Source organism: Thalassospira sp. Z349TD_5, assembly GCF_056173045.1.
On sequence record NZ_CM149654.1, the window covers coordinates 644,701 to 660,075 of the forward strand.

Here is a 15,375-nt window from a genome sequence, read left to right on the forward strand (position 1 = left end):
GGTCTGAAGGGTCGTTATGTGCTTGGGGCAAACACATGACCGGGGATAAAGACACGGAATGTCGCGCCTTTACCCGGTGGGCTTTCGGCCCATATTTTGCCCTGACAATGTTCAACAACATGTTTGGCAATCGCCAGGCCCAATCCTGATCCCGATGGTTTGGGCTTATCATCGGCATATTTCCCCCCGCGTGAGAATTTATCAAAAATGATCTCAAGCTCGTTGGGGGCAATGCCGCGGCCATTATCGGTGATCGATACCAGATACCCACCGTCCATGGCCTCGCCCCGGACAGAAACGCTGGGATATTCCGGATCCGAAAACTTTGCCGCATTCGACAACAGGTTGATGAACACCTGTGTAAGGCGGTCCCGATCAACATGCAGCATCACGGTCTGTGCGGCGAGATCGGTGGTAAGCGCAACCCCCTTGCGATCCAGCAACCCTTTGACCGCATCGACACTTTCATCAAGCACGGTACGCGGATCAACATCAATCGCCCGCCAATCGGAATGACCGGCTTCAAGCCGGGCCAGATCAAGGTGATCATCAATCAGGCGGGTCAGGCGTTCGCTTTCACGCACAATGATGCTGAGGAAATGTTCAGCCCGTTCGTGATCAAGGGTGGGGGTATCAACCAGAATTTCGGAAAATGACCGGATAGAGGTCAAAGGTGTTCGGAATTCGTGACTGACCATGGTCAGGAATTCATCCTTAAGCCGGTCGAGTTCTTTGAGCCGGTCATTGGCCGCGCGCAGCTCGGCAGCAGCCTTTTCAAGCTCCGCCGATTTTTGTTCAAGCCGCTGGGAATATTCAATAACGTGCGATGTTTCCTCAAGTATTTCAAGTACTTCCTCAAGGCTGACCATTTCGCCCTTGGCCACCGATGACACCATCACACGCGCCGATGCGGCCCCGATTGACCCGGCCAAAAGCCGTTCGGTAAAGGCAATCATATCGGCGTTTGCCTCCCCCTTGCCGCGCCATGGTGTGTCTTTTTCCCAGCCAAAGTCGCGGAACGAATGAAACGCGCGTTCACGGCCCAAAAACCGTTCGACAAGTTCATAAAGATCATCGACCGATGCCGATGACCGCCAGATAACGGTATCCTGACCCTTGCGCGAAAAGGCATCGACAAACAGGGTTGCCTGAATGCGTTCTAGCGCACTTGGCGATGTGAACAGGCTGATCAGAACGTAAAATGCGGTATTAAGCGACATTGACCAGATCAGCGCATGGGTCAGTGGCTCGAAATCGGAAAGCCCAAACAGGCTTTCGGGGCGCAACCACGGATGACCAAACGCACCGTTCAGGATCAGGGCCGGGTTCATCCAGCCGCTATCGGCAAGCGACGGCAGCAAAAGCGTATAGGTCCAAATCAGAAAACCAACCACAAGCCCTACCTGTGCGCCGGTTTTTGTGCCACCTTTCCAATACAGCCCGCCAATCATGATCGGGATGAACTGTGCCGTGGCCGCAAAGGAAATCAGCCCGATTTCAGCCAGGGCGTCACTGGCCCCGGCGGACCGGTAATAGGCAAAGCCCAAAAATACGACGACGACGATGGATGCGCGCCGGATGAAGATCAAAAGCCCGGTCAAATCATCGCGTTCAGTCATGCGAAACGGCCGAATGCGTAGCAAGGCCGGCACGATCAAATCGTTACACACCATGGTCGAAAGCGCGATGGTCGCAACAATCACCATGCTGGTGCTGGCCGATAGCCCCCCGACGTAAGCCAAAAGAGCCAGAAGCGACTGGCCTTCAAACAGCGGCACGGATATGACAAAAAAGTCCGGGTCCGACCATGCCGGAAGGGCGCCAAGCCCCGCCAGCGCAATCGGCAGGACAAACAGGTTCATGCCCAGTAAATAAAGCGGAAAGGCCCAGCTTGCGGTGGGTAAATGGCGTTCATCGACATTTTCAACAATGATCACCTGAAACTGGCGCGGCAAGCACAGGATGGCCGCCATCGACAGCATCATCAATGTCATCCAGCGCGCACTACCATCTTCAGGCAGTTGCAAAAGCTTGGCGGTATCAGGCGTGTTGAGTGCCTGTGAAAACAGGTGATCAATCCCGTCATACATCACAAAGCAAACAAAGATGCCGACCGCCAGAAGGGCAAACATCTTAACCAGACTTTCAAAGGCAATGGCCGCAACCATGCCTTCGTGATGTTCATCGGCATCAATGAAGCGCGTGCCAAACAGAATACCAAACAGGGCCAGCCCAACGGCGGCCCAGAAGCCGCTGTCTGAAAACACGCTTATGGTTTCGGTAACCGGTTGGGTCATGCCGTAATCCCAGACGGTCAGAACCGTATAGCTGGTGGCAATCGCTTTGAGCTGAAGGGCAATATAAGGCGTTGTGCCAATCACCGCGATCAAGGTGACCAATACAGAAAGCTGCGTACTTTTGCCGTACCGTGACGAGATAAAATCGGCAATTGAGGTAATGCGGTGCGCCTTGGAAATGCGCAGCATCTTGCGCAGCAAAAACCACCAGCCAAGGAAGATTACCGTCGGGCCAAGGTAAATGGTCAGATATTCAAGCCCGTTACGCGCGGCCGTGCCGACCGCCCCGTAAAAGGTCCAGGATGTGCAATATACTGCAATCGAAAGCGTATAGACGGTTGGATTGCGGACCCATGATCGCCCGTCGCGCGCACGTTTGTCGCCCCACCATGCAATGGCGTACAATAAGCCGACATACCCAATCGATACCAAGATGACCAGTTCAGAGGAGAGCATATAGTCTATGGCCTCTCTGACTGGGCGACTTTACGCAACGATCGCGTGAGAATGGCGCAAAGTGCAATCAGGACAGCCCATCCAGCAAAAAAATACACAAACAGGATCGGCAGGCCAAAGATTTGCCCATCAAGCGAAAAGACCCCAACCAGCGGCGGTATCCATGCAAAAAACGCGGCAAGTACCAAAACAAATGCCCGTTCCGTCAATCTGCGTGGTGGTGTCATGATGGGGCTCCTGCCAATTGGGTGAAGGCTGCGTTAGCATTCCGTTCGTTCAAGCAGGGCCTTGACCCGTGATACGACATCGCGGGTTGAGAAGGGCTTGGTAACAAAGTCATCAACGCCAAGTTCCAGTCCCTTGCGCCGGTTGACTTCGCGTGTTTTGGCCGTCAGCATCATGATCGGGATCGGTTTGGTTTTCGGATCGGCGCGCACGGCGCGTACGACTTCAAACCCGTCACAGCCGGGCATCATGACATCAAGGAGCACCATGTCGGGAATGTCGCGGGCGATCATTTTAATCGCGGTTTGGCCATCTGTGGCCACGCTGACATCATAGCCTTCTTTTTCCATCAAAAAGCTAAGTGACTCAACAATGGTTTCCTCATCTTCGGCGATCAGGACCTTGGGTCTCTTATTCAAAGGACGTTCTCCCCGATTTTTCGGATTTTATGCGGCCAATCCTAACCGTTAATTGATCGAATTATAATGCTACTTTGGGGTGGTATGGTTCATGCGATCAGTCAGGGTGCCAATGTGCGTTAAAATTGCAAGGATCCTGCAAAACACGTGTGACTATGCGCCGGGCGATACAAGTGCCGTATCCGACATTTCATACGCCCGTTGCCGACAATCTTCGCGCGGGCATTGTCGGCACGATATCCCGACGGGAATGGCTGAATCGGGCCGCTCAAGCGGTAGCCCATCGGCATAGACCACATCATGGGCAAAGGCCGTATCACAGCCAATCATCACCGAATAAACCGATTGCGGAACCCCGTATCCGCCCGCCCCTGTGCGAAGTGCACGCGCGACAAACAAATATTCACTTGTGTCAGGCAGGCGGACAAATTGCGGAATGACCCGTTCGGGGGCAAGATATGCTTCATGCACCGCCCAGCGCGGGCAGGCCCCGCCATAGCGCGGCAGTTGCAAGCCCGATGCTGAAAACCGCTTGGAAATATTACCGGCAATATCGGTTCGCAAAAGGTGGAAGGGAATGCCTTCCGACCCGGTGCGCCGTAAGGTTGTCAGGCGGTGACAAATCTGTTCCCAGCTTGCCGCATAGCGTTGCTGAAGCAATTCAATGTCATGGCGGAACGTGCGCGCATCGGCAAGAAACTGTTCATAAGGAAACAAGAGGGCCGCGGCACAATAGGACACCAACGCCTCGGTTGCGCGGTGTCGTCCGGCATCGCTGCTAATCGATGCCTTATCAAGAACGCCGTTGATGGCATCAATCGCCTCGATGCTGCAGATGGTGCGCGCTGCCTGAAACCGTGCGGACGTGATTGGCAATGCGCGCGAAAACCGCACTGTTTTGGTTTTCTGGTCCCACTCAAACCCGCCGGTAGGGAATTCTTCAGAGGGTAAGCGTTCAACCCTGATCTTGTGATGGCTTTCAAGGTAGTTGATCAGGTCGGTCAGGAACAATCCACCGTCCGGGTCAATCGCCGGGCGCATATTCGCGGCCTGATCCTCAAGCGACGGGAAGTAGTTGGCATTGTCATTAAGCAGATCATCGACTTCTTCGGCCGGGCTTGTTGCCGGGCGTCCGGCATCACCGCGCTCAAGAAAGTTGAAAATCTCGGTCGCGGATTCGGCCAGTCTCTGTGATTCACGCACCAGTGTGGCGTTAAAGCGCGCGCGTTGTTCATTGGGAAGGTCGTCATAATCGTTGAAAATCTCGGCAACAGAACGGATCGAGGTGATCCGCGTCAGGATCGAGTGGCTGGCTTCGGTCAAAAATGGATCGTGGCTAAGGCGCTCGGACAGGGCATCGACATTGTCCAGCCCGCTGCGATAGGCGCGATACAGCGACAGAAAAGCCGCAATCATGCCCGGTGCGGCGGCGATCATGGACGGAAACTCGCTGCGTTCAATCGGGGTTGTGCGAAACACCGGATCAGACGCGGCTTCGCTGAGGTCTGATAAGAGGCGACTTTCTTCTGAACCTGACAATGTATGGGGTTGAATGTCCAGCGCCTCGGCAATGCGCATCAGCAGCCCACCCCCAATCGAACGTCGGTTATGTTCGATAAGGTTCAGGTACGACGGCGAAATCCCGGCGGTCTTGGCCAGCGCATTCTGGGTCATGCCGATGTCTTTACGACGACCGCGAATACGATGTCCGATGGGGGCCTGACGGGTCATACTAAAGTCTCATTTTTGACAAAATTTACAAATTTTCACAACGTCCATCTATATATTTACAAAAAAACTCTTCTATATCAACTAGGTGTTGATTCATTTTCAACGCACCCCCATTGTTTTGACAGGTCGTGAAAAAAACAAACCAGAAAATAGGCCTCAGATTTTTCTGAAACAAATCCCAAGACATTGGGGAGGAAAACCATGTCGGAGACCAAAAATATCCTGAATGTATCACGTCGTACGGTCCTTAAAGGATCCGCGGCAACCACAGGTGCGGCCCTTATCGGCGGCACTTTCCCGATGCATTTCATCAAGAACGCCCACGCCCAGACTTTCCGGGGCGACCCGGGCAATGCCAGCAGCATCAAACTCGGCTTTAACGTACCGCAGTCCGGTCCGTATGCCGATGAGGGTGCTGACGAATTGCGTGCCTATCAGCTTGCGGTCAAACACCTCAATGGTGAAGGCGACGGCGGGATGCTCAATACCATCAAGCCGCTTGAGCTTAAGGGCAACGGTATCCTCGGCAAGAAAGTCGAGTTCGTGACCGGTGATACCCAGACCAAATCCGACGCGGCACGTGCATCGGCAAAACGCATGATCGAAAAAGACAACGTTGCCATGATTACCGGTGGTTCGTCCTCGGGCGTTGCTGTCGCGGTTCAGGGTCTCTGCCAGGAAATGGGTGTGATCTTTATGGCGGGTTTGACCCACTCGAACGATACAACGGGTAAAGACAAAAAGCGTTATGGCTTCCGCCATTTCTTCAACGCTTACATGTCCGGTCAGGCAATTGCGCCGGTTCTTTTGGATGAATATGGCGCAGAACGTCGCGCCTATCACCTGACGGCCGATTACACTTGGGGTTGGACTCAGGAAGAATCGATCAAAGCCGCAACCGAGAATATCGGTTGGGAAACTGTGAACACTGTCCGTACCCCGGTTGGTGCAGGTGACTTCTCGCAGTATATCACGCCGGTTCTGAACTCTGGCGCCGATGTCCTGATCCTGAACCACTATGGTAAGGATATGGTCAACTCGCTGACTCAGGCTGTTCAGTTCGGTCTGCGTGACAAACAGGTAAATGGCAAGAACTTCGAAGTCGTTGTTCCGCTGTATTCCCGCCTGATGGCACAGGGTGCTGGCGATGCTGCAAAAGGCATTCTGGGTACCACCAACTGGCATTGGTCGCTGCAGGATGAAGGCTCACAGGCCTTTGTGAAATCCTTTGGTCAGGAATACGGCTTCCCGCCGTCCCAGGCTGCGCACACTTGCTATGTTCAGACGCTGCTTTATGCAAACGCGTGTGAAATGGCCGGTACGTTTGCACCTTGGGAAGTCATCAAACAGCTCGAAGGTTTCGAGTTCGATGGCGCTGGTAACGGCAAGACCCTGTACCGTGCAGAAGACCATCAGTGCTTCAAAGACGTTCTGGTTGTACGTGGTAAACAAGAACCACAGTCCAACTTTGACCTTCTTGAAGTCGTCAAAGAAGTGCCGCGTGCACAGGTTGAGTATCCGGCCGACATGTTCGGTGGGGAACTGGGGCCGTATCAGGTTTGATACAGTCCAAATAATGCAAGCAGGGCCGACCATTTCCGAATGGTCGGCCCATTTGCCAGCACGCAGGTCTCTTTGGTCTTTTCATTAAGTCCTTTACGAATACGCGGCGGATAACTGATGGACGCTATATTTCTTCAAATTCTCAATGGTTTGGACAAGGGCGGTGCTTACGCACTGATCGCACTTGGCTTGACTTTGGTGTTCGGCACGCTCGGTGTGGTGAACTTTGCCCATGGCGCCATCTTTATGATGGGCGCCTTTTGTGCGGTGACACTGGAAAAAATCCTGACCCTGTCTTTGCGGGTCAAAGATGAATCCGTGACCTTCTTTGATGCCTACAAGGAAACGCCTTACCTTGAAGTCTGGTTTGGCGATACCGGGACGGCAATCATTGACTGGTCGGTGCCGTTATCGATCATTCTTGCGATACCCGTGATGTTGTTGATCGGCATCGTGATGGAACGCAGTTTGATCCGGTATTTCTATAAACGTCCACACGCCGACCAGATCCTTGTGACCTTTGGCCTGGCCATTGTGATGCAGGAACTGATCAAGGCGTTCTTTGGCGCCAATCCGATCCCGCAGGGGGCACCGGATATTGTTGCCGGTTCTGCTGCAATCGGGGCCGTGTTCGGCCTTGGCGAAGCTGTTGTTTACCCTTGGTGGCGTCTGATTTATCTGGCGTTCTCTCTTGTGACCATCGGGCTTGTTTTCTCGTTCCTGCATTTCACCACCTATGGGATGGTTGTGCGCGCCGGGATGGCGGACCGCGAAACGGTCGAGCTTCTTGGGATTAACATCGAACGGCGCTTTACGATTGTGTTTGGCATGGCTGCGGTGGTCGCAGGCCTTGCAGGCGTGATGTACACGCCAGTTCTGCCCCCGGATTACCATTTGGGGATGGATTTCCTTGTGCTGTCATTTGTCGTGGTGGTTGTCGGGGGGATGGGCTCTTTGCCCGGTGCGGTGCTCGCAGGGTTCCTGCTGGGTATCTTGCAGTCCTTCTCATCCATGACCGAGGTGAAAGATATCTTCCCGGGCATTGACCAAGTCATCATTTACCTTGTTGCCGTCGTTATTCTGCTGACCCGCCCGCGTGGTCTGATGGGTCGTCGCGGTGTGATGGAGAGCTAAAATGACAAACACAAAAATCGTCTCGCCAAAGCAGGATATCCTTTACATGGTCATTCTGTCGGCAGTGGTCCTGACCATGCCGATCTGGCTGCAGCCCTTTGGAGCGGCCTATCCTGACCTGATGCAGAAATTCATGATCTTTGGCATCTTTGCCATTGGTTACAACATTCTGTTTGGTCTTACGGGGTATCTTTCCTTTGGCCATGCGGCCTTTCTCGGGGTGGGCTCTTACACCGCTGTCTGGTCGTTTAAACTGCTGTCGATGAACGTTATTCCGGCGTTGATTTTCGGAACTGTGCTGTCAGGGTTGTTTGCGCTGGCCATCGGGTTTGTCTCGTTGCGCCGCTCGGGGATTTACTTCTCGATCCTGACACTCGCATTTGCGCAGATGTCCTATAACCTGGCCTATTCTGTTCTGACCCCGATCACCAATGGTGAAACCGGTCTGCAGTTGACCCAGGGGGATGCGCGTATTCTGGATCGTGCGGCTGGTATTCAGGCTGATGCGTCGCTTCCGACCCCGAACCTGTTTGGGATTGAAGGCATCGGCTATTCCGGGTTCTATATTTGTGCGGCCTTGATGTTGATTTCGTTCTTCATCTATCTGCGCATCTTCCGGTCCCCATTTGGCCTGAAACTGCGTGCGATCAAATCAAACCAGAGCCGTATGGGATACACCGGGTATAATACCCGTCCCTATTTGATGACGGCCTTTGTCATCTCGGGCATGTATGCCGGGCTTGCTGGATCTCTTCTGGCGGTCACCGATCCGTTGGCAGGTGCTGAACGCATGCAATGGACCGCATCGGGCGAGATTGTCCTGATCACCATTCTTGGCGGTGTTGGAACGCTGATCGGGCCGTTGCTTGGGGCGGGCGTCATCAAATATTTCGAGAATATCCTGTCGGCCTTTAACGATTCAGTTCTTTTGAATGCGTTTTCGTTCCTGCCGGACTGGATGGCAAATGCATTCGCATCGGTTCTGAGCCTGTTTGTTGGCGATGGCTGGCATCTGACACTTGGTCTGGTGTTTATGCTGATCGTGATCTTCTTGCCCGGTGGCATCATGGAAGGGATTAGTCGCCTGTGGCGTCTTGTCAGCAGCCGTTTGTCATCTCCATCGGCGCCCAAAGACACAGAAAAAGAACAACCTTCGACGAAGGAGGCCTGATTGATGTCTGAATACATTCTTGATGTAACCGATGTGGACAAGAATTTCGGCGGTTTGCGCGCGTTGTCTGACATCAATCTTCGGGTCAAGGAAGGCACAGTTCATGCCATCATTGGTCCGAACGGTGCGGGGAAATCGACGCTTCTGAACGTGATCGTCGGGCGTCTTGCCCCTAACCGGGGGCGTGTTTTGCTTGGTGACGAGGTCCTGACGGGCAAACAACCCCACGAGATTAACCAGCTTGGGGTTGCGCGTGTCTTCCAGACACCGGAAATTTTCCCGGATTTGTCATTGTTGCAAAACGTGATGATCCCGGCCTTTGCCAAGCGCGATGGCGAATTCAAAATGGGCTTCCTCAAAAGCCTGTTTGCGGAAAATGAAATCCGCGAGCAAGCCGAACATCTTCTTGAGGATGTCGGGTTGATTGATCATCAGGATCAGATCGCAAGTTCGATGTCGCGCGGCGATAAACGCCGGCTTGAACTGGCAATGTGTTTGGGCCAGCGTCCCAAGCTGTTCCTGCTTGATGAACCGACTGCCGGTATGTCGCGCCATGACACCAACCGCACGATTGAACTGCTGCAAAGGATCAAGGAACGCGGCATGACCAAGGTGATTATTGAACATGACATGCATGTTGTGTTCAGTCTGGCCGACCGCATCAGTGTTCTGGCGCAAGGAGCGATTATTGCCGAAGGCACCCCTGAAGAAGTGCGCAATGATCCCAGAGTAAAAGAAGCCTACCTCGGAGGGGAAGCGGTATGAACGCAGTGCCAAAAACGGAACCTGTTCGCAATCAGGGCGGTGACCCGGCGTTTTTCTCGGTCCATAACCTGCATGCCTATTACGGCGAAAGCTATATCGTGCAAGGTGTGTCCTTCGATATCCGTGAAGGTGAAATCCTGGCCCTTTTGGGGCGTAACGGGGCGGGTAAAACATCGACCTTGCGGGCCTTGGCCCGCATGGCGAACCCGGAACTCAAGCATGGTGAAATCTGGCTCGACCATCAGCCGCTTCACACCATGAAGGCATGGCAGGCGGCCCAGCTTGGGCTTCAGCTTGTGCCAGAAGATCGTCGGATCATTCCGGGCATGACAGTTGAGCAGAACCTTGAACTGGCCCAGATTGCCGAGCCGATCGGCTGGTCGATTGAACGCATCTATGAACTGTTCCCGCGTCTTGGCGAAAGGGCGGAACAGGAAGCCATCACGCTTTCGGGTGGTGAACAACAGATGCTGGCAATTGGCCGGGCACTTGCCCGCGATATCAAGCTTCTGTTGCTTGATGAGCCATACGAAGGCTTGGCACCGGTGATTGTTCAGGAAATTGAAAAGACGCTGCAAAACGTCAAAAAACTGGGCATCACCACGATCATTGTTGAGCAAAATGCCATTGCGGCACTCAAGCTTGCGGATCGCGCGATCATTATGGACAGCGGCGAAATCGTCTTTGATGGCACCGCGCAAGAGGTTCTCGATAACGAAGAACTGCGTGACCAGTATCTCGCGATCTAACGATTTGATTTGGGGGGAGTTCGAAGCTCAGGGATAGGGGGAGTTTCGAAACAGAAAAGACCGTACCTTCGGGTGCGGTCTTTTTTCGTATGGGCGTGCGGGTCAAATTTCAGGTTTGCGCACCAACGGCCACCCCCTCAAAATCCTTCAGCACGTTTAGGACAATTGATGTTTTGACATGCTGGACCGAGTCATGGGGCAAAAGCACCTCATTGACGAAATGCGACAATGCGGCAAGATCGCGTGTTGCGACCTTAAGGTGATAATCCATCTCCCCAGTCAGGGAAAAGGCCTCAAGGACCTCGGGCAAATCGGCCAGAAGGCGGGCAAACCGTTTGGCATTGTCACGGTTATGGGTGGCAAGCGTGACGGATATCACTACCAGCAACCCCAACCCCATTTTCTGACGGTCGATATCGGCACGGTATCCCCGAATGACCTTGTCATCTTCAAGCCGCGCACGACGGCGCGAACATTGTGATGCCGAAAGCCCGATCCGCTCAGACAGGTCATTGTTGGTCAGGCGGCCGTCCTTTTGCAGTTCGGCCAGCAATTTAAGGTCTAATTTATCAAGTTGCATGATATCCGCGCTATTTTGATGAACTATGCATGATGTGTGCATTACGTAGTCAGAATCAACCATAAATGCATGCACTTTGCGCGCGGTTTGGCGCACGATTGGATTAATCAGAAATTGAATAATTCCAGTCAGAGGAGACTTCATATGGGCCCGTTCCCCCATGATGCGCCGCGCGCCACCATCACCGACAAAAATCCCGCCGGTACGGACGGGTTTGAATTTGTCGAGTTCGCCCATGAAGACGCCGCAACACTTGAAGCCTTGTTTACCCGCATGGGCTATGTACCGGTCGCCAAGCACAAAACCAAAAACATCACCGTCTGGCGTCAGGGCGATATCAACTACATCCTCAATGCCGAACCGGGCAGCCACGCAATGACGTTTGTGCAAAAGCATGGCCCGTGTGCGCCGTCAATGGCGTGGCGTGTGGTCGATGCCAAGCATGCCTTTGATCATGCGGTCTCCAAGGGGGCAGAACCTTATGTTGGCAATGACAAGACACTCGATGTGCCAGCCATTGTCGGGATCGGCGGCTCCATCATTTATTTCATCGACACCTATGATGAAGCCGGATCGGCCTATAACGCGGAATTTGACTGGTTGGGTGAACGCGATCCAAAACCAGAAGGGGTTGGCTTCTATTACCTCGACCATCTGACCCATAATGTCTATCGCGGCAATATGGATAAATGGTGGGATTTCTATCGTGATCTGTTTGGCTTTACCCAGATCCATTTCTTTGACATTGCCGGGAAAATCACCGGTTTGGTTAGCCGCGCAATCACCTCACCTTGTGGTAAAATCCGCATTCCGCTGAACGAATCGACCGACGATAAAAGCCAGATCGAAGAATACCTTAAGAAATACAAAGGCGAGGGCATTCAGCATATCGCGGTCGGCACGGACGGCATTTACGACGCCACGGATAAGCTTGCGGCCAACGAGCTTAAATTCATGCCCGGCCCGCCGGAAACCTATTACGAAAAATCACATGACAGGGTGCAGGGTCATGATGAACCGATTGACCGGATGAAACAGCACGGCATCCTGATTGACGGCGAAGGGGTGATTGATGGCGGCATGACCAAAATCCTGCTGCAAATCTTCTCGAAAACCGTAATCGGGCCGATCTTCTTTGAATTCATTCAGCGCAAAGGCGACGAAGGCTTTGGCGAGGGCAACTTCCGCGCCCTGTTTGAAAGCATCGAAGAAGACCAAATTCGCCGTGGTGTCCTGAAAGTCGACGCCGCCGAATAGGGATTGAAGCGAAACCTCATGAAAAAGGCCCGAAACAGGTGATGCTGTTTCGGGCCTTTTTGCTGGGATGTTGTTGATCAGGGTCAGTAGGCGCCAAACCCCAAAAGATGTGGCAGCCAAAGAATAAGACCGGGAATAGCCACCATTAAAACCACGCGGACAATGTCCGCCGCCAAAAACGGCAGGATACCGCGCGACAGGGTGGTAATTGTCATATCCGATGACACGCCCTGAATGATAAACAGGTTCATGCCAATCGGCGGGGTGATCAGGCCGATTTCAACCACCGACACCAGCAAAACCCCAAACCACACCGGGTCATAGCCAACCCCGGTAATGACGTTAAAGGCCGGAACAACGGTCAGAAGGATCATCGACAGGCTGTCCATAAAGCAGCCCAGAACGATGTAAAACGCCAAAAGCGTTACCAGCACAGCAAGCGGTGAGTACCCCTGTGTGGTGATCCAGTTGACCAGTGTCTGGGTCAGCCCACTTGTTTCAATAAAGAAGTTAAAAAGGGCCGCACCGATCAGGATCAAAAAGATCATTCCGGTCATGCCCGCCGTTTCGCGAATGCCCGCACGCAATGTCGCCCAGTTAAGCTTTTTGCGAATGCCCGCAAACAAAAGTGCCCCACCCGCGCCAACAGCCGCCGCCTCGGTCGGGGAAAACAGTCCGGCATAAATCCCGCCAATGACAAGGACGATCAGAACAATCGCATCCCACATCTGAAGCAAAGCACCCCAGCGTTTCGACCACGGCACATAGTCACTGACCGGCGCAAGCGACGGATTGCGCATTACCTGAAGGCGGATGGACGCGATATAAAGGATGGTCGCCAAAATCCCCGGGATCATCGCGCCGGCAAACAGTGCACCAATCGATTGTTCAGTCATCAGCGCATAAATCACCAACAGGATCGACGGCGGGATCAAAACGCCCAGCGTCCCACCCGCCGCAATTGACGCCCCGGCAAGGCTTTTGGCGTATCCGCGTTTTTGCATTTCGGGCAAGGCCACCCGGCCCATGGTTGCACAAGTCGCAAGCGACGATCCGCAAATCGCACCAAACACGGCACTGGCCCCGACACTTGATGCGGCCAAACCGCCAGGACGATGCCCGGAAAATGCGGTGATGCCGCGAAACAGATTACCCGACAGGCCGGAATGGGATGCAAACACACCCATGAAAATAAACAGCGGAACAACCGACAGCCCATAAGGGAAAATGGCTTCAAACGGCAGGCTTGCCATCACATAGCTTGCCGACATCCAGTCGGTCAAAAGCAAGGAGCCGCCAATGCCGACAACTGCCATCGCAATCGCGACGGGGACGCGCAAAAGTGCGAGTGTCAGGGCGACAACAAACCCGATTAATCCTGCCCATTCGGTGGCCATCAAATAGTCTCGTTGGTTAAAAGCGTTTTAAGAAAATGCACCAGACACACCAGTGTCGAGATCGCCATGCCGCTGAGCAAAAAGCCCCAGAACAGGACCATCGGGATCGCAAGGTTTTGCGACACATCACCGTAATCCCATTGCTCCATCGCCCGCCCCCAGGACAGATACAGCAAAAAGGCCATGATCCCGGCGCAGAGAAGCGGGATCAACCTGTCGATGGTGTTGAAAAGGATGCGAAGACGGTTTTTACCGATCAGATCGACCGTGACATGGGCGCGCGCACTAAAGGCATAGGGGATTGCCCATGAGGCCGCCGCCATGACGCAAAACTGGGTCAAATCAACCACGCCAACCATCGATTGCCCGCCGATCCGCCGCCAGACAATATCAACAACCACAATGCCAATCGCGCCAATAAGGGCTGACATGCCGACAAATGCCAGAATGTCGGTCAGCCTGTTCATCGCGCGGTCAAGGTGGTCAACCGCGGCATAAAGCCGCGATCCACCAGATTTGTAAGCGCGTTGCGTCATTTGTCGCCAGCGTGATATTTGGCGTCAAATTCAGCGACCAATTCCTGCGCACGTTTGTAAACGGCTTGCGGATCGGCAACGCCTTTTTCTTTCAGGCTTTCAAGGTAATCCTTGATCATCGGCTGGACCGATGCCTGCCATTCCGCGCGCGTCGTATCATCAATGACGATGATTTCATTGCCGCGTTCTTCGGCGGCCGCTTTGCCAACCGCTTCCCATTTGGTCCACCAGTCACCGAATTTACTCACCAGTGCATCGCCGGAAATTTCATCAATTGCCGCACGGACATCTTCGGGCAGGCTGTCATATTTCTTCTGGTTCATCACAAAATAGAACCCGGCGGTATAGGCCGCCGCATCGGTATGATATTTCAAAAGCTCGTTGGCCTTCACCGCATTGACCAGATCCCAGGTCGTTACCAGACCTTCGATATTGCCTTTCTGCAGGTTTTCGTAAATCGCTGATGGCGGCAGTCCGACCGGCGATGCGCCAAACGATTCAAGCATGGCCGAAACCGCCGGGCTTGGGGTGCGAAGACGAAGACCCTTAAGGTCGTCAAGCGATCTCACCGGGGTATCGAGGGTATGGATCAGCCCGCCTTCATGGGTGAAAAGACCCAGAACCTTAAAGTCCTGATAGTCACTGCCAAGAAGGCCTTCCTTATACAGGTTCCAAAGCGTTTCCGACCCGGAATCGGCATATTTCACAAGGAACGGCATTTCAATGACCGACGCAGCAGGATAGCGATCACGCGGAATGCCATTGAGGCCCACGGCCATATCCATCACGCCCGCACGCACCTGATCGGCCTGTCGGTCGATCTTGCCAAAGGCGGATGTGGCGTCAAAGATTTGCACCTCAACCTTGCCATTGGTCTTTTCCGAAAGCTGCTTGCCCCAGTTTTCAAGAAAATCGACCTGAAAACCATGGCTTGGCGGCAGATAGTGGCTGACCTTAAGGGTGATGTCGGCGGCCTGTGCCACACCGGCCCCGGCAAGCATGGTGGCCCCGGCCAGAATGCTCATCACCGTTTTGCGTAAATTCATCGGTTTCATGTTCCTCTCCCTGTTTTCTTGATCATGGGGTTGTTGTTTG

At 53.6% G+C, this 15,375-nt stretch carries 14 protein-coding genes; 6 read left to right on the plus strand and 8 right to left on the minus strand.

Annotation, left to right across the window (positions count from 1 at the left end; all coding sequences use genetic code 11):
- Positions 1-14: 14 nt before the first annotated feature.
- The 4 genes from AC0VXT_RS02880 to AC0VXT_RS02895 form a co-directional block, all read right to left on the minus strand.
- The gene (locus tag AC0VXT_RS02880) at positions 15-2,753 is read right to left on the minus strand and encodes an ATP-binding protein (protein ID WP_412777224.1); all 2,739 of its coding nucleotides are present in this window, start codon (positions 2,751-2,753) and stop codon (positions 15-17) included.
- Positions 2,754-2,758: 5 nt separating this feature from the next.
- The gene (locus AC0VXT_RS02885) at positions 2,759-2,980 is read right to left on the minus strand and encodes a hypothetical protein (protein WP_022731446.1); all 222 of its coding nucleotides are present in this window, start codon (positions 2,978-2,980) and stop codon (positions 2,759-2,761) included.
- A gap of 33 nt (positions 2,981-3,013) precedes the next feature.
- Positions 3,014-3,397, minus strand: coding sequence for a response regulator transcription factor (locus tag AC0VXT_RS02890; RefSeq protein ID WP_475547428.1), 384 nt, complete (start codon positions 3,395-3,397; stop codon positions 3,014-3,016).
- Between the two features lie 153 nt (positions 3,398-3,550).
- Complete coding sequence (locus AC0VXT_RS02895; protein ID WP_475547429.1) at positions 3,551-5,128, minus strand: helix-turn-helix domain-containing protein; 1,578 nt, start codon at positions 5,126-5,128, stop codon at positions 3,551-3,553.
- A gap of 201 nt (positions 5,129-5,329) precedes the next feature.
- On the opposite strand from AC0VXT_RS02895, the gene AC0VXT_RS02900 reads away from it, so the two are divergent.
- The 5 genes from AC0VXT_RS02900 (at position 5,330) to AC0VXT_RS02920 (ending at position 10,510) form a co-directional block, all read left to right on the plus strand.
- Positions 5,330-6,691 (plus strand): ABC transporter substrate-binding protein, encoded by a 1,362-nt coding sequence (locus AC0VXT_RS02900; protein WP_022731443.1) that lies wholly within the window; start codon positions 5,330-5,332, stop codon positions 6,689-6,691.
- Positions 6,692-6,808: 117 nt separating this feature from the next.
- Complete coding sequence (locus AC0VXT_RS02905; RefSeq protein ID WP_022731442.1) at positions 6,809-7,825, plus strand: branched-chain amino acid ABC transporter permease; 1,017 nt, start codon at positions 6,809-6,811, stop codon at positions 7,823-7,825.
- Between the two features lies 1 nt (position 7,826).
- Entirely contained in the window at positions 7,827-8,996 is a 1,170-nt protein-coding gene (locus AC0VXT_RS02910) for a branched-chain amino acid ABC transporter permease (RefSeq protein WP_244271213.1), read from the plus strand.
- 3 nt (positions 8,997-8,999) lie between these two features.
- On the plus strand, positions 9,000-9,761 hold the full coding sequence (locus tag AC0VXT_RS02915) for an ABC transporter ATP-binding protein (RefSeq protein ID WP_022731440.1): 762 nt from the start codon (positions 9,000-9,002) through the stop codon (positions 9,759-9,761).
- The gene (locus tag AC0VXT_RS02920; RefSeq protein ID WP_022731439.1) at positions 9,758-10,510 is read left to right on the plus strand and encodes an ABC transporter ATP-binding protein; all 753 of its coding nucleotides are present in this window, start codon (positions 9,758-9,760) and stop codon (positions 10,508-10,510) included. The genes AC0VXT_RS02915 and AC0VXT_RS02920 overlap by 4 nt, the downstream gene beginning before the upstream one ends.
- 109 nt (positions 10,511-10,619) lie before the next feature.
- On the opposite strand, the gene AC0VXT_RS02925 is transcribed toward AC0VXT_RS02920, so the two are convergent.
- Positions 10,620-11,090, minus strand: coding sequence for an Lrp/AsnC family transcriptional regulator (locus tag AC0VXT_RS02925; RefSeq protein ID WP_276651458.1), 471 nt, complete (start codon positions 11,088-11,090; stop codon positions 10,620-10,622).
- A 144-nt stretch (positions 11,091-11,234) separates the two neighbouring features.
- Between AC0VXT_RS02925 and hppD the strand changes: the two genes are divergently transcribed.
- On the plus strand, positions 11,235-12,347 hold the full coding sequence (hppD, locus tag AC0VXT_RS02930) for a 4-hydroxyphenylpyruvate dioxygenase (RefSeq protein WP_475547430.1): 1,113 nt from the start codon (positions 11,235-11,237) through the stop codon (positions 12,345-12,347).
- Positions 12,348-12,430: 83 nt separating this feature from the next.
- On the opposite strand, the gene AC0VXT_RS02935 is transcribed toward hppD, so the two are convergent.
- The 3 genes from AC0VXT_RS02935 to AC0VXT_RS02945 are packed head-to-tail and all read right to left on the minus strand — an operon-like array spanning position 12,431 to position 15,335.
- A complete protein-coding gene (locus tag AC0VXT_RS02935; RefSeq protein ID WP_475547431.1) occupies positions 12,431-13,744 on the minus strand; it encodes a TRAP transporter large permease in 1,314 nt (437 codons plus the stop codon).
- A complete protein-coding gene (locus tag AC0VXT_RS02940) occupies positions 13,744-14,280 on the minus strand; it encodes a TRAP transporter small permease (RefSeq protein ID WP_475547432.1) in 537 nt (178 codons plus the stop codon). Before AC0VXT_RS02940 ends, AC0VXT_RS02935 begins: the two co-directional genes overlap by 1 nt.
- Positions 14,277-15,335 (minus strand): TRAP transporter substrate-binding protein, encoded by a 1,059-nt coding sequence (locus AC0VXT_RS02945; protein ID WP_475547433.1) that lies wholly within the window; start codon positions 15,333-15,335, stop codon positions 14,277-14,279. The genes AC0VXT_RS02940 and AC0VXT_RS02945 overlap by 4 nt, the downstream gene beginning before the upstream one ends.
- Positions 15,336-15,375 lie beyond the last annotated feature (40 nt).